Below are 24,956 nucleotides of genomic sequence, written 5' to 3' on the forward strand. Positions count from 1 at the left end.
TTCTGGAAAGTTGTAGAAGCCGTGTCTTTCATAAGTCCTCCCACCAAGCACTGGTCTGTTGTCGAACTTCTGCATGAAACGGTCAAAAACCCGAATATCCATGTGCGAGGAACACACAGCTATTACAGCAATGCTTGGACTGGCTCATTTGAGGAGAGCGTCGTTCGTTACTTGTACGGTGACGAATACAGCCTGAAGGCTTGGGAATCCCAATGGCCGGTCGATCAGCTTTATATTGGCGACTACGTTTGCATTGGTGCAGAAGCAGTCATTCTGATGGGTGGAAATCACACACATCGCACGGATTGGTTCAGTCTATATCCATTCCCTGAAGTCATTCTGGATGCATATCAAGGCAAGGGTGACACCAATATTGGCGATGGCGCATGGATCGGAATGCGCGCGATGATCATGCCGGGGATCACTATTGGAGAAGGTGCCATCATCGCGTCCGGCGCAATCGTCACCAAAGATGTTGCACCTTATGCCATAGTGGCGGGCAATCCAGCCGTTCCTATTCGGTCTCGTTTTGCGGCATCGATTGTTGATACCCTTCTGAGCCTCGGAATATATGCTTGGGATCAACAAAAATTTGAAACATTGAGAGCGTTTCTCTGTGCCGATGACATTGATGCGCTTGTTGCGGCTTCAGCCCAATATGATGCAACTGGAGAATAGAGTTTCCTCTTCATTCCAGTCTGATTTTCAACCGGTCCGTATCGGCCACTAACTGCCGAAAAGCTTCCAGAAATGGTTTGCCACCGAGTGTCTTTAGCTTGCTCAAAGCTTCGACATTCTTGAACACCAGTTCGCACTCGCCGGGCCAGCCGGGGCCACCCCATTGCACACCATCCCAGAATGAATCGAGTGTGTAACCGAAGGATTCCGGGTCGAGAACAAGCACCGTATCGAGATAGCGTTGCCAGAGTTCTTTAGGAGAACTTACGCCAACGCAGTCTATTTCATAGACCGGCAGCATCAATCGATCAGAATGAGGATCGCGTCTACGACGGCGAGTGTGAAGAGCAGGGCGATCATGCTTGCTGCTGCAATTACCATCATGCGCTTTTGCCGGGAGCGCTTTTCAGGCTGCTTTCCGCTCCAGTCATATGGCGTTTCAGGCATTATCTCCTCCGGCTCAGAGCATTTCTGGATCAAGTTGAACCATCGTAATGTGCTCTAATTTATCGCTTCGACCAGTCTCCATGGATCCTGATCTTTGTAAACGTGCACATCACTGCGCCCGTCTGCAAGATAAACTGTGCCCTGAGCACCATAAAATTTGCCGTCGGGGTATTTCATGACGATGAGCACTTCATATCCGCGTGCATCTTTATAGACACCGCCTGTTCGGATTTTCAGTGATATGGCCAGTTCCTTTAAGTCTATAGCTGCTGAATGGCGATGCGGTTGCCTTCGCTATCGAGAATTTCGGCAACAAAACCACCATCTGGAAGAGCAGTCTTTGGGAACAGCAAATCACTGCCAATCGCGGTTGCACGGGCAATGACCGCATCAATGTCGGTCACGCTGAAATAGATGATCGCCCCGTTGACGGTCGGCACATAGACTTCGCCTTCGGCCAGCGCGCAGCTTGCGCCTTCCTTGCCTTCCTCAAAAGGGAAATAGGCCATGCGGTTACCGTGGATTTCGGCAATCTTGCCAAAACCAACACGAAATACATCGGAATAAAACGCGATAGCACGGTCTATATCTGTGACCGGAATTTCGACATGGGCGATTATATTCATGCACGTTCTCCCGGTTGCAGCAGTCCCTTCTCACTAGTGGTCTGATTCCGACATTTGCATCTCTCGGATACAGGCATTGGACAAATGTCGGAATCAAGAAGACCACTAGCAAGTTTATGAATCTAGTGGATTTTTCGAATTTGACGTTTGAAGCAGCGTATGTGTCAGTTGGGATTCAAACGTCAAATTCAATCCACTAGCCTTTTTGATGGAACCGAGAATTCGGTTGCGGATCAGGCCGCTGATGGGGCGTATCAGATACCAATATGGCAGAAAACGAAGATGGCTGGCACGGTCGGGGCAAAATACCCGCGTTTCGGTGACAAGACGCGCTTTCTCACCTCGTTCGGTTACGGTGAAGGTAAGCGCCAGCTTTGCAACGCCCGGTGTGCGGAAAGCCAGATAGGCCTCTACGCTTTCGATTTTGAAGAGGCCGAAATTAGCCTTCCAGAATTGTCCTATAAGCCCATAGACCACTGCCTGGCCCGGTTCATGTTCAAGCAAGGTAAACTCATGCAGGCCGAAGGGTTGTGCGACTGAGCTTTCACGTCCGCGCAAGCGTGCGATTGCTCGCATGGGTAATTCGCGCAGGCCAATCATGCTGCGGAAAAACAAGTCCGTCTCAGGTCGATAAGCTATGGCTGCCTGCAAGACTACCTCGGGCGAGGCGTTCACATCGCAGCCATGGATTTCGTTGAAGCGATAATTCGGTAGATACTTATCGATCAGCTGCATGGCGGAATTTTAAACCGCAGTGCCGCCGACCGTAACCTGATCCATACGCAGATGCGGTTGACCCACGCCTACTGGCACCCATTGTCCACCCTTGCCGCAATTACCGCTGCCGGTATCGAGCTTCATGTCGTTGCCGATCATCGAAATGCGTTGCATGGCGTCCGGGCCGTTGCCGATTAGCATGGCCCCCTTGATCGGTGCCCCGACCTTGCCGTCCTCGATCATATAGGCTTCCGTGCAGCCAAATACGAACTTCCCAGACGTTATATCCACCTGCCCACCGCCAAAGGAAACGGCATAAATGCCCTTCTTCATGGAGGCGATGATCTCGTCCGGCGTCTTGTCTCCTGAAAGCATATAGGTGTTGGTCATGCGTGGCATTGGCGCATGTGCATAAGATTCGCGGCGACCATTGCCGGTTGCTTCCATGCCCATCAGACGTGCATTCTGCCGGTCCTGCATGTAATTGACGAGCTTGCCGTCTTCGATGAGCACAGTGCGATTGGTGGGCGTGCCTTCATCATCGATGGTCAGCGAACCGCGGCGCTCTGAAATAGTACCATCATCAACAACGGTGACCCCCTTCGACGCTACCTGTTGTCCGAGCAGCCCCGCAAAGGCCGAAGTCTTCTTGCGGTTGAAATCACCCTCAAGGCCGTGGCCGACAGCTTCATGCAACATCACACCCGGCCAGCCGTTGCCGAGAACGATGTCGTAAGTGCCAGCAGGGGCAGGGACGGCTTCAAGATTGACGAGCGCCTGACGCAGCGCTTCATCGGCCACATGCTGCCAGCTTTCGGTGGTGATGAAGTCGCCAAAGCCCTTGCGTCCGCCAAGCGTATGCGAGCCCGATTCCTGACGATCGCCATTGCCTGCAACGACGGAAACGCTGAGCCGAACCATTGGACGTATATCGCGAACGAAATGCCCGTCAGCGCGAAGAATCTCAACATGCTGCCATGAGCCTGCAATTGAGACAGATACCTGCCGCACCTTCGGGTCTTTCGCGCGCAGATAAGCATCGATCTTCTGCAGAAGCTGGACCTTAGCGTCGAAGGTCGGCGAGCCGATAGGGTTCTCGTCGGTATAAAGATGGCGGTTGGTGCCGGACGGAGCTGCCGCATAGGTACCGCTATGACCGGTCAGTGTTGCGGAAACCGCATCAGACGCACGCTTGAGGGCTGCAAGCGACAAATCACCTGCATGCGCATAGCCGATGGCTTCGCCTGCAACGGCGCGCAGGCCGAAACCCTGATCCTGATTGAAAGAGCCGGTCTTCAGCCGTCCATTATCGAAGACAAGCGCCTCCGCTTCGCGATACTCCATGAAGAGTTCGCCATCATCGCTGCCTTTCAGGCTCTGCGAAACAAGGCGTTCAATATCGTCACGGTTGGCGTCGAAGCTATCGATCAGGCTCTTCATAAAAATAATCCTGCGGCATGTGTTTGCCACAGGATGTAAGCGCTAAATCGGTTGAGAACAACCTTGAGATTAAGAAGTGTCGCGATTCTGGGGATGGCGAGGCGAAAATCGTTGGCCGCGAGAACCGGAACGCAATGTACTTAAAGCATTTCCAGCAAAAGTGGGAACCGGTTTTGCGCTCGGAAATGCGCAAAAACAAATAGTTACAGCGGTTCCAACGATTCAATATCAACGGGAACCGCAGTAAAGGTACACGAGCACCGGAAGCACAACGGAATGCGGTTTGCAGCCCGTCGGCGCCGGAATCCTATCAAGGCAAGGCGTCGAAGCCCTCACCAAAACCTTTGAGATCTACAGGAATGCCAACGCCTTCTTCCGGTGTCTGGAAGACGATGAAGGTCGCAGACTTGCCGTTGCGGAAGGTATTGAGCAACTCGTCTTCAAGGATAACTTCTGCATAGCAGCCGTCTTCAAAGCAACGCACGAAATAGGCGCGGCCGATATCCTTGCCGTCGACATTGAGGCCGAGACCATTTGGCAGCAAGACGCCGAGTGGTGCAAGAACACGCAAAATCCGGGCCTTGTTGTCAGCGGTCTTGAGGACAACGACCGAAAGCCCAAGTTCAGGACGCTTGGCAGCAACCACATTCTGAATGAGCGCACATTGCTCGGTCTTGGCACCTGCAGGCGTGTCGCAAAGGATCGCCCACGCGCCATGCTGCGACTTGAGTGTGCCGCTTTGCTGCGGTGTCGCAGATTGCGATTGCGACGGGGCCTGTGTTGGTGCTGGAAGCTGCGTCGGAGTTTCCTGCGCGACAGACGGCATTGCTGCAGCTGCGAGTACCACAGCGGTACCCGTTGCGAGGATGGCAAGACGCTGGAAAATCGAGCGGCGGGCGGATGTACGGAAAATCATGAAATCTCCAGATCGAATCACCGGGACGTTACCCTCCGAAACAGGCGGTGAAAAGCTATTGTCGCTTCCGAGCCATAATCGCAAAGGTGATACCGGCATTGCATCCCAGATGCGTCCCCGGCAGTTGCATCCATTATCACGCGGCACGTTAGAGGAAACCTCTTGCTAAATCATGGCTTCATTATGTGTTTCTGTGGCTTTTCCCAAGTTTTCCCAAGTTTAGCTAGGGCTTGTGATGCTTTGTTGAATGAGCGGGATGCGTGGCTCTGACGCAGGGTTGCGCGCAAAAATGCCGCACAGGAACATATTCGCCTTCCTTGCGGTGTGCGTTAAGGTGTGATTTGAACGCTGACGGGGGATACGGCCGTCTAAACGTCCGGCGTCCAGCCTGAAAGGGCGAAAAGGGAGAGAGTTCTGGTGGATAAAATTGTTGCCACAACGAGGGGTGCCGTCGTTGGTGCTTTCGCATTGCTGTGGACGAGCGGTGCCGCTTTTGCGGATCAGCCGCGTCCATGGGAGATAAGATTTCAGGAAGCTGCGACGGGTATTGCCGAGCAGATTCATTGGTTTGAGCGCTATACGCTCTGGTTTATCATTCCGATCACATTGCTGGTTCTGGCTTTGCTTATTTGGTGCGTGATTAAGTTCCGCGCGAGCGCAAATCCAAACCCATCCAAGACCAGCCACAATACGGCGGTCGAAGTGGTCTGGACCGTGGGTCCGGTGATCATTCTGCTTTTCTTGGCAGTGCCGTCATTTCAGCTTTTGACAGCGCAATATTCACCAGAGGATCCGACACTGACGGTTAAGGCGACCGGCTATCAGTGGTACTGGGGTTATGAATATCAGACCGAAACGCCGGTCAGCTTTGATTCGCTCATTCTCAAGGATGCCGACCGTGCTGCTGCCGGCAAGGAAGATCACGCTCGTTATCCGCGCCTTTTGGCTGTCGATAATGAAGTCGTCGTGCCAATTGGCGAGACGGTGCGTCTTCTGGTAACAGCTGCCGACGTGATCCATTCCTGGACTATTCCGGCTTTCGGCGTGAAGATGGACGCTGTACCGGGCCGTATCAATGAGGCTTGGTTCAAAGCTGACAAGGAAGGCCTGTATTACGGCCAGTGCTCCGAGCTTTGTGGCAAGGACCATGCCTTTATGCCGATCGCCGTTCGTGTCGTCTCGAAAGAGCGTTATGACACTTGGTTGACGGCTGCGGCCTCGGATGTCCCGGGCGCGAACAAGGCGCTTCAAGCCGATCTTGAAGGCGATGCAAACGATAAAGTGGCTGCGGCGGGTCTTTAAAGACTTCGATACGCAAGACTGTTGAAAAACGGGAGCGAATTCCATGGCTGGCACAGCAGCTCACGAGCATGGAGCCCATGACGACCACAAGCCAAAAGGCTGGGTGCGCTGGGTTTACTCGACTAATCATAAAGATATCGGTACTCTGTACCTGATCTTCGCAATCATTGCCGGCATTATTGGCGGCGCGCTGTCTATCGCGATGCGCGCTGAGCTTCAGGAGCCGGGCATCCAGATTTTCCATGGTCTGGCGCAAATGGTTTATGGCGTTGAGGGCGATGCTGCTCTCGATGCTGGCAAGCATATGTTCAACGTGTTCACCTCGGCGCACGCTCTGGTCATGATCTTCTTCATGGTCATGCCAGCGCTGATTGGTGGTTTCGCCAACTGGATGATCCCGCTGATGATCGGTGCGCCTGATATGGCGTTTCCGCGTATGAACAATATTTCGTTCTGGCTTCTTCCGCCTGCACTCACGCTTCTCCTGATCTCGCTGTTCATGCCAGGTCCGGCAGGCGGTTGGGGGCCGGGTGGTGGCTGGACGCTTTATCCGCCACTTTCGACATCCGGCCAGCCCGGACCTGCAGTGGATTTCGCTATTCTAGCGCTGCATATTTCAGGTGCGTCGTCGATTCTCGGTGCGATCAACTTCATCACAACGATCCTCAACATGCGTGCTCCGGGCATGACGCTGCATAAGATGCCGCTCTTCGCATGGGCTGTGCTTGTAACGGCGTTTCTGCTTCTGCTGTCGCTTCCGGTTCTGGCTGGTGGCATCACCATGCTGCTTACCGATCGTAACTTCGGAACGACGTTCTTCTCGCCAGATGGTGGCGGTGATCCGATCCTTTACCAGCACCTGTTCTGGTTCTTTGGTCACCCTGAAGTGTATATTCTGATCCTGCCGGGCTTCGGCATTGTCAGCCACATCATTTCAACCTTCTCGCGCAAGCCGGTATTTGGTTATCTCGGCATGGCATATGCCATGGTTGCGATCGGCGTTGTCGGATTCGTCGTCTGGGCGCACCACATGTACACGGTCGGTCTGTCGCTCGATACGCAGCGCTACTTCGTCTTCGCGACGATGGTTATTGCGGTTCCGACGGGTATCAAGATCTTCTCCTGGATCGCGACGATGTGGGGTGGGTCTCTAACCTTCCGTGCACCGATGCTGTGGGCGATTGGCTTCATCTTCCTGTTCACTGTTGGTGGTGTTACCGGCGTTCAGCTCGCCAATGCCGGTCTCGACCGCGCACTGCATGACACCTATTACGTTGTGGCACACTTCCATTACGTGCTGTCGCTGGGCGCAGTGTTCGCGATCTTCGCAGGCTGGTATTACTGGTTCCCGAAGATGAGCGGTTATATGTACGACGAATTCACCGCGAAGCTGCACTTCTGGGTCACTTTCGTTGGCGTTAATCTCGTCTTCTTCCCGCAGCACTTCCTCGGTCTTGCCGGTATGCCACGTCGTTACATCGACTATCCGGATGCTTATGCGGGCTGGAATATGGTGTCGTCTTACGGTTCCTACATTTCGGGCTTTGCCGTGCTGATCTTCCTCTACAATGTCTTCGAGGCATTCGCGAAGAAGCGTGAAGCGGGTGCAAACCCATGGGGTGAAGGTGCAACGACGCTGGAATGGCAGCTTTCTTCGCCTCCGCCGTTCCACCAGTGGGAACAACTGCCGCGTATAAAGTAATTGTGCAAAGGGCGAGCACCGGAAAGGGGTTCGCCCTTGAACAAAACTGTGATATGTGCGGGCGGCATTTAGATCCGTCCGTAGCCGGTTGACGTTCAAGAACGACGCTTCCGATCGGAGTGAATGCATCTCCGGGAGGTAAAGTCGTTTTGGATTGCTGGTGTGCACTCAGGGCAGAGTGCAGCATCGGCCCGGTGAATTCGAGGTTGTTGAAGTTAATGTCTCTGGTGGAAAAAAACACGGTTTCCGACGATGCATTCGCTCTTTCAGAGGCGACTGCACGGGATTATCTCGTCCTGCTGAAGCCGCGTGTCATGTCGCTGGTGGTGTTCACCGGACTTGTCGGTCTGGTGCTTGCGCCCGGCCATATGAATCCGGTTCTGGCTGCGATCAGCATCCTCTGCATCGCGGTTGGTGCTGGCGCATCTGGCGCACTCAATATGTGGTACGATGCCGATATCGATGCGGTGATGAAGCGCACGCGCAATCGTCCGATCCCTGCTGGCGTGATCGCGCCCAATCAGGTTCTGGCTTTTGGCCTAACGCTGTCGGTCTTTTCGGTTATCACGCTCGGACTGATGGTCAACTGGCTCTCCGCTGCTCTGCTTGCCTTCACCATTTTCTTCTATGCTGTCATCTATACTATGTGGCTCAAGCGCTCGACACCGCAGAACATTGTTATTGGTGGTGCGGCTGGTGCTTTTCCTCCGATGATCGGCTGGGCTGCTGCAACGGGCGAGATCACATGGGACAGTGTCGTTCTGTTTATGATTATCTTCCTGTGGACGCCGCCGCACTTCTGGGCACTATCGTTGTTTTCGAGCAATGATTACGAAGCCGCACGCATTCCTATGATGCCGAATGTGAAGGGCGAACTTTCGACCCGCCGACAGGCGATGTTCTACGCCGTGATCATGGCGCCGGTTGGCGTACTGCCTTACTTATTGGGCTTTGCTGGCATCACTTATGGTGTGATTTCCACGCTGCTCGGTGTGGCATTCGTCTACTATGCATGGCGCATGTGGGTTGCGGAAAGCCATACGCAAATGCTGCTTGCAGCGCGCAAACTGTTCCGCTTCTCGCTGATTTATTTGTCGGCGGTATTTGCGGTTCTGCTCGTGGAAGCACTGGCAATCAGGCTGCTGACAGCCTTTGGAGTGATTTATGGATAATTCCGTACAGAAGCCGCATAGCGAGGAGCTAGAGCTGGTTACACCAACGGCGCAGCAGCGAAAAGCCCAGCGTAACCGTTCCTGGGGGCTTGCTATCGCTTTGGCTCTGTTCGTTGTTCTCGTTTACGTGGGAACAATGGCCAAGCTCGGAGCAAACGCTCTGGTACGTCCGTTCTAATTTTTAAGTGAACTGATAAAGGGTTCGATCTGGGAGGGTAGAATGGCAGATCAGCAGAAGGTTGACGAAAAACAGAAACGCCTCAATCGCTCCAATCGTACGGTTGCGATCGCGTGCCTGTCTTTCTTTGTCTGCATGATTGGCGCAGCTTACGCCTCTGTGCCGCTCTATCGAATTTTTTGTCAGGTGACTGGTTATGGCGGCACGACACAACGCGTCGAGCAATATTCCGATACCATTCTTGATAAGACGATGAAGGTGCGTTTCGACGCCAATACGGCCAATGGCCTGCCTTGGGATTTCAAGCCTGTTGAGCGCGAAGTAACCGTGCGCATCGGCGAAACCACCATGATCAAGTACGAAGCGCGCAACCTCTTTGATGAGCCAACTTATGGCCGTGCGAGTTTCAATGTTGCTCCAGGTCGTGCCGGCGCTTATTTTAACAAGGTCGAATGTTTCTGCTTCACCGATACGACTTTGCAACCGGGCGAAGACATGGAAATGCCCGTTGTTTTTTTCGTTGATCCAGAGATCGTCAACGATCCCGATCTGAAGGACGTGAAGACGATCACGCTGTCCTACACGTTCTTCCCGATCGATAAGCCAAAGCCTGTTGCAAACGCAAAGGTTGCGCCAACGGGCAATAACGGAAGCTGAACATAGAGAATAACGCGGCACACAATGCCGCAAAGACAAAAGAGCTAAGCCGCTCTATTGTTGTAATGAAAAGGGAATTACCTGATGTTCTCAATGAACTCAGGTATGAAGGCACAGAGAGGAGCCTTGGGGAGAGACATGGCCGACGTTCACGAGAAGAATCACGATTATCACATCATAGCGCCGAGCCCCTGGCCGTTCCTGAGTTCGGTAGGTGCATTTGTGCTTGCCATCGGCGGTATCGCGTGGATGCGTTATATCAACTCCGGCGAACTCAAGTTCTTCGGTTTGAACATTGTTACGCCATGGATTTTCTTCATCGGCCTCGCAATCGTTCTTTACTGCATGTACGCTTGGTGGGCAGACACTATCAAGGAAGGTCACGAAGGACATCACACGCGCGTCGTCTCGCTGCATCTGCGCTATGGCATGATCATGTTCATTGCGTCGGAAGTCATGTTCTTCGCGGCATGGTTCTGGGCATTCTTCGATGCGAGCCTTTTCCCGAACGAAGTGCATCAGGTTGCGCGCGCTGAATTCACGGGTGGTCAGTGGCCTCCGAAGGGCATCGAGGTGCTCGATCCGCTGCATCTGCCGCTCTACAACACAGTGATCCTGCTGCTCTCGGGCACGACACTGACCTGGGCGCATCATGCATTGCTGCACAAAGATCGCAAAGGCATGATCACAGGCCTCGCGCTGACGGTTGTGTTGGGCGTGCTGTTTTCATTCGTGCAAGCGTATGAATATATTCACGCACCGTTCGAGTTCAAAGACTCGATCTATGGTGCGACCTTCTTCATGGCAACAGGCTTTCACGGCTTTCACGTCATCATCGGAACGATCTTCCTTTTGGTTATCCTCTTCCGTGCGATGGGTGGTGATTTCACACCTGAACGCCATTTCGGTTTTGAAGCGGCTGCATGGTATTGGCACTTCGTGGACGTTGTCTGGTTGTTCCTGTTCTTCACGATCTATGTGTGGGGCGGTTGGGGCGCACCGATGCACGGCGGCTGATTTATCAGCTGGTAAGATTGCAGAGCGGCCCTGGAAACACGGCCGCTTTTTCTTTTCTGGTGCGTTTTGGAGGGTGTGATGTCGGATCATAATCTTTATCCGCCGGTCGATCCGGTCAAAAGCGGGATCAGGGGACATTGTCCTCGCTGCGGTGAGGGGAAGCTGTTTGACGGCTTTCTCACAGTCGCCCCCAAATGTCGGGCCTGTGGGCTTGATTACTCCTTTGCGGATTCAGGCGATGGTCCGGCCGCTTTCGTTATTCTCCTCATCGGTTTTATCGTGGTTGGCGGGGCCTTGTGGATGGAAGTCAATTACGGACCGCCGCTCTGGGTTCATTTCATCTTGTGGGTGCCGCTGGCCATTATCCTAAGCTTGGTTGCCATGCGCTGCATCAAGGGTATTCTGATTAATATGCAATATCGCAACAAGGCGTCTCAGGGGCGTCTGGACGATGGTAAATGACCCAAACACAAAAGCCGCAACGGTTTCCATGGGGGATACTTATTGCATCCGTTATCGCGTTTGTGATCCTGCTGGCGTTGGGAACATGGCAGGTTGAGCGGCTGCAATGGAAAGAAGCGCTGCTTGCTACCACGCAAGAGCGGGTCCATGAAGCCCCGCTTCCTTTGGCCGAGATGGAAAAAATCTATGGCCAAGAGGGAACGGTTGAATACCGGCCTGTGACAGTTTCGGGCACCTTCATGCATCAGGGCGAGCGGCATTTTCTTTCGACCTATGATGGCAAGCCGGGCTTCAATGTCTACACGCCGCTAATGCTCGAAGATGGTCGGTTTGTGCTCGTTAATCGTGGGTTCGTGCCTTACGAGAAAAAGGATGCCGAAACTCGCCTCGACGGACAATTGGATGGCCCAGTGACGGTGACAGGACTGGCCCGCGATCCGTTAAACGCCAAGCCCGGCTATTTCGTTCCAGACAACGATGTCGCCAAGAATATCTTCTATTGGAAGGATTGGTCGGCGATGGCAGAAAGCGCTGATATCCCTTCGCTTGACGATGCGGTGCCGTTCTTTATCGATGCGGATAACAAGCCAAACTTTGGTGGCTTGCCGATTGGCGGGGTCACGATCATCGATTTTCCCAACAACCATCTGCAATATGCAGTTACGTGGTATGGGCTTGCTTTGGCTCTGTTAGGGGTTGCCGGAACGTGGTTCTGGCGGTATCGGAAGGTGGATAAGGGTTGACAAAGGCCTCGTTGCAGCCCAACTCCCGCCCTATATATCTATTCGCGCCTCACGCCGAACCCAGCGAGCACGATTCATGACTGATACACGCCCCCCTCTGGAAATCCGCCTTTGCGGCCCGCGCGGCTTTTGCGCAGGCGTTGACAGGGCGATCCAGATCGTCGTGCTGGCACTGAAGAAATATGGCGCCCCGGTCTATGTGCGCCACGAGATCGTGCACAACCGCTATGTGGTTGAAGGCTTGCAGTCACGGGGCGCAATTTTTGTTGAAGAGCTCGATGAAATTCCTGCGGAACATCGCGATCAGCCGGTCGTCTTTTCTGCCCATGGCGTGCCAAAATCGGTGCCGGCTGATGCTGAAGCCAAGAACCTTTTTTATCTCGATGCGACTTGTCCATTGGTTTCCAAGGTTCACAAGCAGGCAATGCGCCATCAGCGCCTTGGTCGCCACGTTATCCTGATTGGCCACTCCGGTCATCCCGAAGTGATTGGCACGATGGGGCAATTACCGGATGGAACGGTTACTCTCATCGAGACAGTTGAAGACGCGCGCAAGATAGAGTTTGCCGATCCAGACAACCTCGGTTTCGTCACGCAGACCACGCTTTCGGTTGATGACACTGCAGGTATTATCCAAGAATTGCAGCAGCGCTTTCCAAATCTGACCGCACCAGCTGCGGAATCCATTTGCTACGCCACGACAAACCGCCAGGATGCCGTGCGTGCAGCCGCTCCCGGTTGCGATCTCTTCCTCATCGTGGGTGCTCCGAACTCCTCTAACTCCAAGCGCCTTGTCGAAGTGGCCGAAAAGGCTGGCGCGGGCATGTCGATGCTCGTGCAGCGCGCAAGCGACATCGAATGGGACAAAGTCGGCGATATTTCGGTGGTTGGTCTTTCCGCTGGCGCGTCTGCGCCCGAAATCATCGTCGATGAGATTATGGATGCCTTCAAGGCCCGTTTCACTGTCAAAATAGAACTGGCAGAAACGACAATTGAAACCGAGAATTTCCTCGTCAATCGTGAAATCCGCGATGTTGAGCTGACGGTGCAGGATATGGCATTCGTCAACGGTGAAAACCGGGTTGTCGGCATTCCTAAGTTGGAGCGTATCCCGAAAAGTGTGTAACGGTTTTCGAATAAGATGCGCGATAGAAACAAGCGCATCCCGAAAGGTGTGCGGCGGTTTTTGGGTAATATGAGTGTAGTGAATATGGGGAAATAAACGGCATGGCCGTCTATACAGATATCAATGAAATCGAGCTCGGTTCTTTTCTTGAACAATATGACATCGGTGCCCTAACTTCGTATAAGGGCATTGCAGAAGGGGTAGAGAATACCAATTACCTTCTGCACACGACGATAGGCTCTTTCATTCTTACCCTTTATGAGAAGCGCGTTAATCGCGATGAGCTGCCATTTTTCCTGAATTTGATGCAGCATCTGTCAAAGCGCGGTCTGGAATGCCCGCAGCCTGTAGTGCGCCGCGATGGTGTGACGATCGGTGAACTTGCAGGCCGTCCAGCAGCAATCGTGACGTTTCTTGAAGGCATGTGGATGCGCAAACCCACTGTCGCACATTGTGAAGAAGTTGGTCGTGGACTGGCTGAAATGCATCTGGCTGGTGAAGATTTCACTATGCGCCGCCGGAATGGGCTGACATTGCCTGACTGGCGTCCGTTGTGGGATCTTTCGAAAGAACGTGCCGACAGTGTCGAGCAGGGACTGGTTGCTGAGGCAGAGGGCGATCTCGATTATCTGGAAAAGAATTGGCCGGTGGGATTGCCGGAAGGCGTCATTCATGCCGATCTCTTCCCGGACAATGTGTTTTTCCTCGGGGACAGGCTGTCGGGTTTCATCGACTTCTATTTCGCCTGCACGGATATTCTCGCCTATGACGTGGCAGTCTGCCTCAACGCTTGGTGCTTTGAGAAGGATTTCTCCTTCAATCTCACCAAGGGCGCTGCATTCCTGCGCGGTTATAATTCAGTGCGCCCGCTGTCTGCTGCTGAGATTGATGCTCTACCAGTTCTGGCTCGCGGCGCGGCGGTCCGCTTCATGCTGACCCGTCTCTATGATTGGTTGACCGTCCCAGATGGTAGCTTCGTGATGAAAAAAGACCCGATGGAATATGTGCGTCGTATGCGCTTCCACCGTCAGGTTACATCGGCAACCGAATACGGGCTTGAATTGGCAGGAGCTGCCGCGTGAAGCATATCGAGGCTTTCACAGATGGTGCCTGCTCGGGCAATCCCGGCCCTGGTGGATGGGGCGCTATCGTGCGCTGGAATGGCCATGTGAAAGAGCTGAAGGGTGGCGAGGCAGACACTACCAACAATCGCATGGAACTAATGGCAGCAATTTCAGCGCTATCGGCGTTGAAAGAGCCATGTGAAGTCGATGTTTACACAGACAGTGTCTATGTGCGTGACGGTATTTCCGGCTGGATTGAGGGTTGGAAGCGCAATGGCTGGAAAACCGCAGCCAAGAAGCCGGTGAAGAACGCGGAGCTGTGGCAGGCGCTGGATGAGGCGCGCAAGCCGCATAAGGTGACGTGGCACTGGGTCAAAGGTCATGCGGGTCATCCTGAGAATGAGCGCGCTGACGAGCTAGCTCGTGAAGGCATGGAGCCGTTCAAATATAACGGATACAAGTCGCTTCAGGTGAAGTAGTGACTACAGGGTTTAGGGCCATTGAAAAGCCGCGCTGGAACACAGCGCGGCTTTTTACTTTGATGCTGATTATTTGTTCTGCTGCAGCTCTGTTGGATCTTTGAGGCGACCGGTCAGAGAGAAGGCCAGCAATGATGATACTAGCATTACAGCTCCAACGATGAACATCGGCATCTCATAAAGGCCGGTCCAATCCTTGACGAGACCCGTAATATAGGGCGCCGCAAAGCCCGCAATGTTACCGATTGTGTTAATGAGCGCGATACCTGCGGCAGCTGCTGTGCCGCTTAGGAAGCGAGATGGAATAGCCCAGAAGTTCGGCAGAGCCGAGAAGATCGCACAGGCAGTCACGGTGATCATAAGGATCGTGGTTGCAGGCGTTGGCATGAAGAGAGCGGCCGGGATTGCAATCGCACCCACAAGTGCTGGGATGCCAATATGCCATGGGCGTACGCCGCGTTTGGCTGCATCGCGGCTCCAGAAATAAAGAGCGAATGCTGCGGGCAGATATGGAATTGCGGTGATCAGGCCCTTATCGAATACGTCAAACTTCGCATTGAATTGCTGCTCAAAGCCACCAATGATGGTCGGCAGGAAGAACGCCAGCGCATAAAGGCCGTAAATCAGGCCGAAATAGACGATGGACAGGAGCCATACGCGCTTGTCTGCGAGAGCAAGACCCGTCTTATGGCTGCCATGCACCTTTTCCTTGATCTTCTCTTCCTGAGCAAGCGCACCATTAAGCCAGTCGCGTTCATCCTTGTTCAGCCACTTGGCGTCGTTTGGCGTATCAGGCAGGTAGAACCAGGTGATGATACCCACGATGATAGCCGGAGCCGCAACACCGAAGAACATAATGCGCCAGCCTTCAAGGCCGAAAGCACCGTGCATGCCGATCAGCTGTGCGGCAAGCGGTGCGCCGATCACAGTCGTCAACGGCTGTGCGAGATAGAACAGCGCGAGGATCTTGTTACGATGACGCGAAGGCACCCAGGTCGACAGGAACAGGATTGCGCCGGGAAAGAAGCCTGCTTCAGCAATACCAAGCAGGAAGCGTAGGACGTAAAGCTCGGTTGCGCTTGAAACCCATGTGAACAGGATCGCGACAATGCCCCATGTGACCATGATACGGGCAAGCCATTTGCGTGCGCCAAACTTGTGCAACGCAAGATTGCTCGGGACTTCGAGAATGATATATCCGACAAAGAAGATGCCGGCGGCAAAACCGAACTGGGCTGCTGTGAGCGCAAGATCGGTGGTCATCCCGTTCGGACCAGCAAAGGAAATTGCGGTACGATCCAGGAAGTTGATGAAGAACATCAGCGCGATGAACGGAACCAGCCGGATCGAAATTTTCGATATCGCCGACTTTTCAACTGCCGTCATTTCGTGAGATTTTTGCTGCATTGCAGTTCCTCCCTGCTTGCGTATTAAGAGAAGCTAAAGAGACTGCGTGAATACATATCGAACGATATAATGGATTCCAGCGTTGCTTTAGCCCCTAAATAGGGTGGATAGCTAAAGAATGCGACATGCCGCCGCAATCGATTTATTGTCTGTCATTTGTGATATAATCTCACAGGTATGCTCAGATGCGAACAGGAGTTACTATGCGCCCATTGCCGTCTTTGAATGCGCTGAAAGCGTTTGAGGCTGTCGCGCGCCATCATTCAATGACAAAGGCCGCAGAGGAGCTATGTGTGACGCACGGTGCGGTTAGTCGTCAGATAAGATCACTGGAGGACTCACTCGGTGTACTGCTGCTTACACGCAACGCGCGACAGAGCGATCCCACGCCGGAGGGCGCGCGGCTGGCAGAAGGTCTGGCGAGCGCCTTTTCTATAATTGAGGCAAGTATCGAGCGCGTGAAGCCGGGACCTCTGACGCTGTCTTGCTCGTCTTCAATCATGATGGAGTGGATCATTCCGCGCATCGGACGCTTCCATGAGCGCTATCCCAACATCGAACTGCAATTCAACATGAACTATGATCGCATCGATTTTATGCGGGATAAAATCGGCATCGCCATTAGATCAAGCGTCATTGAGCCGCCGGCGGATGCGGTAATCCGCGACATGGGGCGTGAGGAGATCGGTCTGGTCTGCGCACCATCCTACTTGGCGCAGTGTCCGCTCATAACACCTGCCGATCTGGCTCAAGCAACGGTACTTGCCACGCAAACGCGTCTGGAAGCATTTGCAGACTGGCAGAAGGCTGCGAATGCTGATTTCCCGGCACCTGAGCCAAAATCCACGTTCCATCATTTCTATCTGTTGATACAGGCGGTACTGTGTGGGCTGGGTGTAGCCGTCGTGCCGCATATGCTGGTTGCCGAGCACATCGCATCGGGACGCCTTGTAGCGCCATTTGGGTTTCGTCCGGGACCGCGTCGAATGCTGCTTTGGATTGCACCTCACAGGGCAGGGCAACCGGACACGCTGGCACTCGAAAAGTGGCTGACGCGCGAAATGCGCGCCCTGCCGGAAAAGCAAGGCGCGTAAAGACGTTCTTCAAAGCGCGCTAGAGTTGTTCAATCAAGGTTGCAGCACTTGAAGTAGCGGCCTGACCAGCCTGTTCTTCGATGTTGAGGGTCTTGACGACGCCGTCTTCAACGATTGCCGAATAACGCTTCGAGCGAATGCCAAGGCCGCCTGCAGTTGCGTCCAGTTCCAGACCAAGAGCTTTGGTGAAAAGGGCTGAACCATCTGCGAGATATAGGATCTTGCCTTCGCCGCCGGTGCTCTGTGCCCATGCTCCCATAACGAAAGCGTCATTCACTGCAACGACTGCGATCTGATCGACGCCTTTCGCAAGAATGGTGTCGCGATTGTCAAGATAACCCGGCAGGTGATTGAGGCTGCAGGTCGGCGTGAAAGCACCGGGAACCGCGAACAGAACGACCTTTTTGCCAGCAAACACTTCGTCAGTAGTCACTTCCTTGACGCCGTCTGCGGTCTTTACCTTGAAGGTTGCTGCGGGCAGCTTTTCACCAACTTTGATCGTCATCGTTTTTCTCCTGAAGGTGAGCTCGTGCCGTCATTGCCCACCTGTATGAATGTCTGAACTCGATTGCCAGTGCATGAAACATGGCGACGACACTTAAGCCGATAATGGTTCGCTCGACAATTTCAAATTGCTGATTACCAAGGTTAAATCGGTCTAATCGAGCCGTATCTGTCCTGAAACAGCCTTGCCGTTTTGCACCAGCGTATAATCGATCAAAGCGCCTTTGCTGGCTTTGCTATAGATCGTCGCTGTGAAACGCGGCTTGTTTGAATTTTTATCGGCTACTGCCTCCGAAAGGCTGACCTGATCACTTCCCACAAAAAGCGTTGCGGATGCTCGGTCATCCGGCAGGGCAATGTCGAACAGGGCCTTATCCGCATGCCGCTTTGCACCGCTCACCCCGAAAGCAGCCGTGGCAGGCGCGGGAAGGCGGTCAAAGGCTGTTTCGACGATTGTGCGCGCAGCAATGGTTTGTGGTGACTGTGCTGTATCTTTCGCAGTCAGCGGAAAATCGAACTGGGCTTGCACCGGAATACATATTTTTTGGCAGACACCGAGAAATACATGTCCTTTGAGCCGCTCTTCATCCGGTTTGACGGTAAATGTCAGTGGCAGCGTGACAGGGTGCGTATAACCGATACCGCCTTCGTCACCGGCACCAAAATTAACGGGCGCGGGGAAATCGATCCGTGCGGAGTTGTTGCCCTCAAGATTGAGTTGCGGCGGCACACCTGCGTCACCCGGGTTGCGCCAATAGGTTTTCCATCCAGGGTTCAGATCAATCTGCAATGCTCCGCGCAGTTCATCGTCTTGTTTGGTCCCTTCGAGAACGACACGGACTTTGCCGCCCGGCGTCTCCGCCCAGTCGGACGTTGCTGCCAGCACGGGGAAGGCTGCGGTCAAAACAATAGTCATGATCAGAAAAACGCGTAATTTCATGCGTCGAGATTGATGGAAAATCATGTTTCTATCAAGGCTGAGTTTGTGCCTGCTGATTGTTGTTCAGAGTTTCAGGATCAGGTTGATTATCACACTCAGGCCAATGATTACGCCCATCGCAACATGTAAAAAGAGTGCAATGTTGGATGTGGTGCGTAACTGGCTGTAGTCGGTAAATTGTGTTGCGATTTCAGGCGGTGGTACGCGGGTTCGCAAAAGATAGCGGGCGAAGCTGTAATTGCCGCGGGTCATCGTAAAAATATAATAGAGATCTGACACATCACCAATCGCCTTTGTCATTGACGGGCTTTGTCTGATGAAATCAATCAGTGGAGAGAGTTTGATCTGCGCATAAATCGAATAGAGACAAAAAATAATCACCCAAAATACAACTAAATACGTGAGCACTGTGGCAGTTCTTTCAATCTTTAATTGTGTTTTTAGAGGTCAGTTTGCTTCACTAGGCAATCCGAAATCAAGTGTATTTGACGTTTAGAGAAAGATCGCACGAATTTCATTGTCATTTGCCGCAGTCTTGCTACCTTCATAGACATGACCATTCTCAGGAAGCCAAACCAGGAGCAGGGTTTCTTGAACGGGCAATTCCTGCTCGCAATGCCCGGAATGAATGACGAGCGCTTCGCCCGCGCTGTGGTCTATATCTGTGCCCATTCAGAAGAAGGCGCGATGGGTTTCATCATTAATCAGGTCCAGCCGGTTGGTTTCCCCGACCTTCTTCGTCAGATTGGTGTCATCGACGATGAAGATCTGATCATGCTACCGCCGCGGGCGCAGCATATGGTTGTCCGCGATGGCGGGCCTGTCGACCGGACTCGCGGTTTCGTGTTGCATAGCGACGATTACATGGTCGATTCCACGATGCCGGTTACAGAAGACGTGTGTCTCACGGCAACGGTCGATATTCTGCGCGCAATCTATAGCGGCAGCGGGCCAATACAAGCCCTGATGACGCTGGGTTATTCCGGCTGGGCCCCCGGACAGCTTGATCTGGAATTTGCAGAAAATGGCTGGCTTACCTGCCCGGCGCCGACGGATATGCTGTTTGACAGTGACATTGCCGGAAAATACGACCGACTGATGAACCGAATGGGTATCGACATGGCACGGCTCGTTTCCGAAGCTGGTCATGCCTGAATAATTATCGTGTAAAAGTAGGACTTAAAGCGGCTTCAGTTAAGACTGAATAGTTGGAGCCGCTCTAACTATTTGTTTGTACGCATTATCCTACGCAAAAGCGCTTCGCACTTTATGCTGGGAATGCTTTAAGCCGCAGCTGCGTCCAGCTGTTCCCGGATCATGCGCGTCGCATCTTCTCGGCTCGATGGCTCACCAAACATGAAGCTCTGCACATATTCGCAGCCCATCTGACGCAATTGAAGAGCGTCACTTTCACTGTCGACGCCTTCAGTCACAACGGCAAGACCGAGATCATGCGCCATGCTGACGATGGAGCGCAGGAGGGTGGTCTTTTGCGGTTGATCGCCTTTGACGAACGAGCGGTCAATCTTGATGATATCGAACGGAAAGCGCGTCAGATAGGCCAGAGAAGAATAGCCGGTTCCAAAATCATCAAGCGACAGACCCACACCCATGGTTTTCAGACGTGCAAGAACATGTGCCGACTGTTCCGGATTTTCCATCAGCACGGATTCCGTCAGTTCAAGCTTGAGACTGCCGGGCGTGAGATGAATGCGCGAGAGAACCGAGCGCACATCATTGATCAAATCCTGCCGGATCAGCTGGGTGCTCGACAGATTAACCGATACAAAGAGATCGAGTTTTGGGAACTGTTCCTGCCATGCAAACAGGTCTTCTGCCGCACGCTGAATGGCGAACAGTCCAAGTTGCACGATGAGGCCAGAGCTTTCGGCAATCGGAATAAACTCGGACGGAGAAATTCCACCCCGGCGCGGATGTTCCCAGCGCATCAGTGCTTCAAAGCCCGCAATGGTGCCATCATCAAGCCGGACAATCGGTTGATAGACCAGACTGATTTCATCGCGCTCAAGGGCACGGCGCAAATCGGATTCCAGCTGCAATTTGTCACTGCCGATTGCACGGAACGCAGGGCGGAACGGCTCAATGCGGTCACCGCCAAAGCGTTTGGCCTGATGCATGGCCAGTTCCGCGTCTTTGACAAAATCTTCCGCAGAGGCTGCGGTTTTCGTCCAGGTAATCAGGCCGACCGATGCCGTTAACACGATTTCTCGCTTGGCATAGGCAATCGGTGAACGGACCGCCTGACGTAGCGCTTCTGCAAAAGATGCGATGCGCCCCGGATCGCTTTCAGATGCGAGCAACAGGCCGAATTGATCGGATGACAAACGCGAAAGCGTATCCTGTGGCTTCATTAGGCGCGACAGGCGGCGTGAGATGGTCAGCAGGATCGTATCCCCGGCTGACATGCCGAGACTGTCGTTGACCTGCTTGAAACGGTCGATGTCGATGATGAAAACGGTCGGGTGCAGTCTGCTTTCGCCGCGCGCCATGTTCATCACGTTACTGAGACGATCCAGAAACAGCTCACGATTTGGCAGGCCGGTTAGATTGTCGTGCACAGCATCGTGCAGGAGGCGTTCTTCAGCTTTTTTCTGCTCAGTTACATTCACCAATGTGCCGACACAGCGAACGATTTCGCCATCCGAACCGATAACGGGACGGGCGCGCAGTGCATACCAGTGATAATGGCCATCATTGGCGCGCAGACGGAAAATTTGTCCGATGCGTCCGCGCCGGTTTTCGAGAATGGCATCAAGCGTGGAACGGAAGCGATCACGATCATCGGCATGCATGGCGGGCAGCCAGTTGCGCACCGGTCCTTGCAGCGAACTTGCGGTACTGCCAAGGTAATTCGCAATATCAGGCGTTGTCACAACACGATCACGCGGCACGTCCCAGTCCCAAACAATGTCTCCGGCACCAATGACAGCCAGTGCCTGCCGTTCCATATCTGAAAGCAGGCCCTGTTGAAGTGCACCGCCAGAAAAAGCGTGCTGCATGACAGTAAAGCCGATGAGAAGCACAATGAGGACCAGACCACCGCCGAGAGCAGGCTGAACAATATCGTTGTCGAGCTGGCCAGAGACAGCCATCCATGCGCCGAGCAACCATATAAGCGTGAGCAACCAGGCGGGAATGAGCATCACCGCTCGGTCGTAGCCTTTGACCGCCAGATAACCGATTATGAAGATGCCGGAGGCAACAGTCAGCGCCAGCGACATGCGCGCAATACCAGATGCAACTGGCGGATCAAATACGGCGACGCCTGCAAGCGCGATCAGCCCCAGCACCCATGTCACCGCCCCATAGCTGAAATGATCATGCCATCGATTGAGATTGAGGTAGGTGAACAGAAATATCACCAGAGAGGCGGCAAGTGCCACTTCGGTACCCGCTCGCCAGACCTGCTCATTGCCGGGCGTGATCTCCATCAGCTTGTTCCAGAAGCCGAAGTCGACACAGATGTAAGCCAGCACTGCCCATGCGAGTGCAGCAGTCGCCGGGAACAGCGAGGTTCCCTTAACAACGAAGAGAATCGTTAAAAACAGCGCTAGAAGGCCGGAAATGCCTAGCAGAATACCGCGATAAAGCGTGTAGGAGTTGACCGCATCCTTGTACGCTTCAGGTTCCCATAGATAGAGCTGGGGAAGATTATGCGATGAGAGCTCGGCAACAAACGTTATGACCGTCCCCGGATTGATCGTAATGCGAAAAACATCAGCATCGGCACTGGGCTGCCGATCGAGCGCAAAGCCCTCGCTTGGTGTGATGGATGAAATACGTTGCGACCCGAGATCAGGCCAGATCACGCCTGAACCGACGAGGCGGAAGTGTGGAGCTACGATCAGGCGGTCAATCTGCTCGGCTGTTGGATTGGCGATGGAAAAAGCGGCCCAGTCACCAGATGCGTTAGAATTAGGATCGGCCTGCACCTCAATACGACGCACAATACCATCCGCACCGGGGGCCGTGGAAACCTGTACACTCTCACCCTGATTGCGCAGCAGTTCAACAGCGCGCGAAAGATCAAGGGCGGTGTCCTCTTTCGAGATTTTTATCGGTTCAACGGCAAAGGCGTGAACTGTAGAAAAGATCGCAATGGCAACAAACGCGGGCACAATCAGCGCGAGAAGACGCGTGAAGGCTGAAAAAAACCTGTCTGTAAGACCGTTCACGAGCGTTCAACCTTGCCATTGGTCATGCGTATGTCGCTTTCTAAAAGGGCGAATAACAGGTGATCCTGCCAGAAGCCGTTTATTTTGAGATAGGAGCGCAACAGTCCTTCTCTCTGAAATCCGGCTTTTTCGAGAAGCCGTATCGAACGTACATTATGGGGAATACAGGCAGCTTCAATCCGGTGCAACCTCAGTTCCCCGAATGCAAAGGGGATAACCATTGATAAGCCTTCGGTCATATAGCCCTGGCCGGCAACCGATACGCTGCTCCAATAGCCAATCATGCCGCTCTGGCCCACACCACGCTTGATGTTGCCAAGCGTAATGCCTCCCAAAAGCCTGTTGTCACCATTGCGGAAAATGAAGAACGGATAACCCGTACCATCGGACATTTCTTCCTGCACACGCCGCAATCGATGACGGAAAGCGCTTTTGGTCAGGTCGTCATCGGCCCAGGTCGGTTCCCATGGAGTGAGAAAGGCGCGGCTTTGCTCGCGTACATTGGCCCAACTTGCAAAGTCGGTCATCAATGGCTCGCGCAAGTAAATGCGCTTCCCACGGAGGATTGTCGGATTGCTGCGCCGGAATGGCAGGCCGATCATGCGGGTTCTCGTGTTGATAAACGGAAGTCAGGAAACATGGGATGAGCGAGTATGTTGTTTAAAATTTAAAAACCCAACAGTCTCGCCCAATTTATCCGGGGCAACCCAAAATCCTTGCTTCCTTGATATTCTAAACGGCAATCTTCCTTGTATGCGCGCTGGTCGAGAGAGCATCGGTGAGCCCTTCAAAGCTCATCAGACGACCAACAGGACCAACACCAGCAATCGTCGGCTTGCTGTCAAGGAACAGACGTCCGGCAAGGTCGCTCAGTCGTTCTGGAGTGATCAGTGAGAGCCGATCCATCAGTTCACTGTTTGCGACCGGACGACCATAGAGCAGGAACTGACGTGCAATCTGCCCTGCACGACTTGCAGCGCTTTCCTGCGACATGAGCAGGCTTGCGCTGTACTGCGCACGGGCACGATTGACTTCCTCAAGGCTGATGGAATCCGCCGCCTTGTGCAATTCATCGATAATGACCGGAAGTAGCTCAACGAGCTCATCGCGGCCCGTCGCGGCATGAATACCGAACAGACCCGTATCGGAAAAGCCCCAATGAAAAGCATAGACCGAATAACAAAGGCCGCGCTTTTCACGCACTTCCTGAAACAACCGCGAGGACATGCCGCCGCCGAGGATCATCGAGAGAAGCTGCGAGGCATAAAAGTCGCGAACGTGATAGGCACGGCCTTCAAAGCCGATCAGTACCTGCGCGTCCATCAATTCGCGATTTTCGCGGAAATCACCGCCAACATAGGTGGCGAGATCAAGCGTTGGCGCAGTGTTGTGGGCGCGGAAACCGCCAAGACGCTTTTCAACTTCTTTCACGAATTGATCGTGATCGATGCCGCCCGCGGCCGTTACCACCATGCGGTCGGCGCTGTATTGTTCATCGATATACTGGCGCAGGTCGTCCGAAGTGAAAGACATAACCGTGTCAGGTTCACCAAGGATGGCGCGTCCGATTGGCTGATGGCGATAGGCGGTTTCGGTAAAGCGGTCAAAGACGATATCATCAGGCGTATCGTGCGCAGCACCGATCTCCTGCATGATGACCTGCTTTTCGCGCTCAAGCTCCGCTTCATCGAACTTCGAAGCGGTCAGAATATCTGAGAGGATATCGATCGCCAGAGGCATGTCGTTGCGTAGGACACGCGCATAATAAGACGTGGTTTCAACACTCGTCGCAGCATTGATCTCGCCGCCAACATTTTCGATGTCCGAGGCGATCTGCCAGGCCGTCCGCTTCTCAGTGCCCTTGAAAGCCATGTGCTCAAGCAGATGGGCAATACCATGCCGATCCGGAGCTTCGTTTCGTGCGCCTGCCTTGACCCAGATACCCAACGCGACGCTTTCCACATGCGGCATGTTATCTGTAGCAATGGTCAAGCCATTGGAAAGACGCGTTACTTCAACACCCATAAGCAAAATGCTCCCATAGTCCCATTCGGGTTCCCGTTCTTATTCTCTGTTAGAGCACTCGTAT

Annotated in this window: 27 protein-coding genes; 14 read left to right on the forward strand and 13 right to left on the reverse strand. The window is 53.5% G+C overall.

Annotated elements, in window-relative coordinates; translation table 11 throughout:
* The first annotated feature begins 21 nt into the window (after positions 1-21).
* Entirely contained in the window at positions 22-678 is a 657-nt protein-coding gene (locus CES85_RS11880) for a CatB-related O-acetyltransferase (RefSeq protein ID WP_235901696.1), read from the forward strand.
* 10 nt (positions 679-688) lie between these two features.
* Here the strand turns inward: CES85_RS11880 and CES85_RS11885 are convergent, their stop codons facing one another.
* The 6 genes from CES85_RS11885 to CES85_RS11910 all read right to left on the reverse strand — a co-directional run bounded on the left by CES85_RS11885 (position 689) and on the right by CES85_RS11910 (position 4,824).
* Positions 689-979, reverse strand: a complete 291-nt coding sequence (locus CES85_RS11885) for a hypothetical protein (protein ID WP_095446181.1) — start codon at positions 977-979, stop codon at positions 689-691.
* Positions 979-1,125, reverse strand: coding sequence for a hypothetical protein (locus CES85_RS27150; protein ID WP_157743454.1), 147 nt, complete (start codon positions 1,123-1,125; stop codon positions 979-981). The genes CES85_RS11885 and CES85_RS27150 overlap by 1 nt, the downstream gene beginning before the upstream one ends.
* Before the next feature lie 260 nt (positions 1,126-1,385).
* Positions 1,386-1,751 (reverse strand): VOC family protein, encoded by a 366-nt coding sequence (locus tag CES85_RS11890; protein WP_095446182.1) that lies wholly within the window; start codon positions 1,749-1,751, stop codon positions 1,386-1,388.
* A gap of 114 nt (positions 1,752-1,865) precedes the next feature.
* Positions 1,866-2,486, reverse strand: a complete 621-nt coding sequence (locus CES85_RS11895; protein ID WP_235901697.1) for a hypothetical protein — start codon at positions 2,484-2,486, stop codon at positions 1,866-1,868.
* A 9-nt stretch (positions 2,487-2,495) separates the two neighbouring features.
* The gene (tldD, locus tag CES85_RS11900; RefSeq protein ID WP_095446183.1) at positions 2,496-3,908 is read right to left on the reverse strand and encodes a metalloprotease TldD; all 1,413 of its coding nucleotides are present in this window, start codon (positions 3,906-3,908) and stop codon (positions 2,496-2,498) included.
* Between the two features lie 310 nt (positions 3,909-4,218).
* On the reverse strand, positions 4,219-4,824 hold the full coding sequence (locus CES85_RS11910; protein ID WP_095446185.1) for an invasion associated locus B family protein: 606 nt from the start codon (positions 4,822-4,824) through the stop codon (positions 4,219-4,221).
* Positions 4,825-5,241: 417 nt separating this feature from the next.
* Here CES85_RS11910 and coxB point away from each other — a divergent pair, with 417 nt between their 5' ends.
* From coxB to rnhA, 11 genes are all read left to right on the forward strand, one after another.
* A complete protein-coding gene (gene coxB, locus CES85_RS11915; protein WP_095446186.1) occupies positions 5,242-6,126 on the forward strand; it encodes a cytochrome c oxidase subunit II in 885 nt (294 codons plus the stop codon).
* Between the two features lie 43 nt (positions 6,127-6,169).
* Complete coding sequence (ctaD, locus tag CES85_RS11920; RefSeq protein ID WP_095446187.1) at positions 6,170-7,828, forward strand: cytochrome c oxidase subunit I; 1,659 nt, start codon at positions 6,170-6,172, stop codon at positions 7,826-7,828.
* A 218-nt stretch (positions 7,829-8,046) separates the two neighbouring features.
* Positions 8,047-9,000: a heme o synthase gene (gene cyoE / locus CES85_RS11925; RefSeq protein ID WP_095446188.1), complete on the forward strand. Its 954-nt coding sequence runs from the start codon at positions 8,047-8,049 to the stop codon at positions 8,998-9,000.
* Positions 8,993-9,178, forward strand: coding sequence for a cytochrome c oxidase system small membrane protein (locus CES85_RS11930; protein WP_095446189.1), 186 nt, complete (start codon positions 8,993-8,995; stop codon positions 9,176-9,178). Before cyoE ends, CES85_RS11930 begins: the two co-directional genes overlap by 8 nt.
* A gap of 42 nt (positions 9,179-9,220) precedes the next feature.
* Positions 9,221-9,835 carry a cytochrome c oxidase assembly protein gene (locus tag CES85_RS11935; RefSeq protein WP_095446190.1) on the forward strand — a complete coding sequence of 205 codons (615 nt, stop codon included), beginning with the start codon at positions 9,221-9,223 and terminating at the stop codon, positions 9,833-9,835.
* Between the two features lie 138 nt (positions 9,836-9,973).
* Positions 9,974-10,852, forward strand: a complete 879-nt coding sequence (locus CES85_RS11940) for a cytochrome c oxidase subunit 3 (protein ID WP_024896200.1) — start codon at positions 9,974-9,976, stop codon at positions 10,850-10,852.
* 78 nt (positions 10,853-10,930) lie between these two features.
* Positions 10,931-11,314, forward strand: coding sequence for a DUF983 domain-containing protein (locus CES85_RS11945; RefSeq protein WP_095446191.1), 384 nt, complete (start codon positions 10,931-10,933; stop codon positions 11,312-11,314).
* Complete coding sequence (locus tag CES85_RS11950) at positions 11,311-12,057, forward strand: SURF1 family protein (RefSeq protein WP_095446192.1); 747 nt, start codon at positions 11,311-11,313, stop codon at positions 12,055-12,057. Before CES85_RS11945 ends, CES85_RS11950 begins: the two co-directional genes overlap by 4 nt.
* Before the next feature lie 76 nt (positions 12,058-12,133).
* Positions 12,134-13,183 (forward strand): 4-hydroxy-3-methylbut-2-enyl diphosphate reductase, encoded by a 1,050-nt coding sequence (gene ispH, locus CES85_RS11955; protein ID WP_095446193.1) that lies wholly within the window; start codon positions 12,134-12,136, stop codon positions 13,181-13,183.
* Between the two features lie 101 nt (positions 13,184-13,284).
* Positions 13,285-14,265, forward strand: a complete 981-nt coding sequence (locus CES85_RS11960; protein WP_095446194.1) for a homoserine kinase — start codon at positions 13,285-13,287, stop codon at positions 14,263-14,265.
* Positions 14,262-14,726, forward strand: coding sequence for a ribonuclease HI (gene rnhA, locus CES85_RS11965; RefSeq protein ID WP_095446195.1), 465 nt, complete (start codon positions 14,262-14,264; stop codon positions 14,724-14,726). Before CES85_RS11960 ends, rnhA begins: the two co-directional genes overlap by 4 nt.
* Positions 14,727-14,795: 69 nt before the next feature.
* Here rnhA and CES85_RS11970 read toward each other — a convergent pair whose 3' ends face one another.
* Positions 14,796-16,133 carry an MFS transporter gene (locus tag CES85_RS11970; protein WP_095446196.1) on the reverse strand — a complete coding sequence of 446 codons (1,338 nt, stop codon included), beginning with the start codon at positions 16,131-16,133 and terminating at the stop codon, positions 14,796-14,798.
* A gap of 203 nt (positions 16,134-16,336) precedes the next feature.
* Here CES85_RS11970 and CES85_RS11975 point away from each other — a divergent pair, with 203 nt between their 5' ends.
* Positions 16,337-17,227: a LysR substrate-binding domain-containing protein gene (locus CES85_RS11975; RefSeq protein ID WP_191793055.1), complete on the forward strand. Its 891-nt coding sequence runs from the start codon at positions 16,337-16,339 to the stop codon at positions 17,225-17,227.
* 19 nt (positions 17,228-17,246) lie between these two features.
* On the opposite strand, the gene CES85_RS11980 is transcribed toward CES85_RS11975, so the two are convergent.
* From CES85_RS11980 to CES85_RS11990, 3 genes are all read right to left on the reverse strand, one after another.
* Positions 17,247-17,732, reverse strand: coding sequence for a peroxiredoxin (locus CES85_RS11980; RefSeq protein ID WP_095446198.1), 486 nt, complete (start codon positions 17,730-17,732; stop codon positions 17,247-17,249).
* A 153-nt stretch (positions 17,733-17,885) separates the two neighbouring features.
* Positions 17,886-18,671: a protein-disulfide reductase DsbD domain-containing protein gene (locus tag CES85_RS11985; RefSeq protein ID WP_095447852.1), complete on the reverse strand. Its 786-nt coding sequence runs from the start codon at positions 18,669-18,671 to the stop codon at positions 17,886-17,888.
* A 63-nt stretch (positions 18,672-18,734) separates the two neighbouring features.
* A complete protein-coding gene (locus tag CES85_RS11990) occupies positions 18,735-18,971 on the reverse strand; it encodes a hypothetical protein (protein WP_157743455.1) in 237 nt (78 codons plus the stop codon).
* Positions 18,972-19,223: 252 nt separating this feature from the next.
* Here CES85_RS11990 and CES85_RS11995 point away from each other — a divergent pair, with 252 nt between their 5' ends.
* On the forward strand, positions 19,224-19,826 hold the full coding sequence (locus CES85_RS11995; RefSeq protein WP_095446200.1) for a YqgE/AlgH family protein: 603 nt from the start codon (positions 19,224-19,226) through the stop codon (positions 19,824-19,826).
* Positions 19,827-19,954: 128 nt separating this feature from the next.
* Here the strand turns inward: CES85_RS11995 and CES85_RS12000 are convergent, their stop codons facing one another.
* From CES85_RS12000 to CES85_RS12010, 3 genes are all read right to left on the reverse strand, one after another.
* Positions 19,955-22,867 (reverse strand): sensor domain-containing phosphodiesterase, encoded by a 2,913-nt coding sequence (locus CES85_RS12000; protein ID WP_095446201.1) that lies wholly within the window; start codon positions 22,865-22,867, stop codon positions 19,955-19,957.
* Positions 22,864-23,469, reverse strand: a complete 606-nt coding sequence (locus CES85_RS12005; protein WP_095446202.1) for a GNAT family N-acetyltransferase — start codon at positions 23,467-23,469, stop codon at positions 22,864-22,866. The genes CES85_RS12000 and CES85_RS12005 overlap by 4 nt, the downstream gene beginning before the upstream one ends.
* A gap of 130 nt (positions 23,470-23,599) precedes the next feature.
* On the reverse strand, positions 23,600-24,892 hold the full coding sequence (locus CES85_RS12010; RefSeq protein WP_095446203.1) for a M16 family metallopeptidase: 1,293 nt from the start codon (positions 24,890-24,892) through the stop codon (positions 23,600-23,602).
* Positions 24,893-24,956: the final 64 nt, after the last annotated feature.

It is taken from the genome of Ochrobactrum quorumnocens (assembly GCF_002278035.1).
Classification (GTDB): Bacteria; Pseudomonadota; Alphaproteobacteria; order Rhizobiales; family Rhizobiaceae; genus Brucella; species Brucella quorumnocens.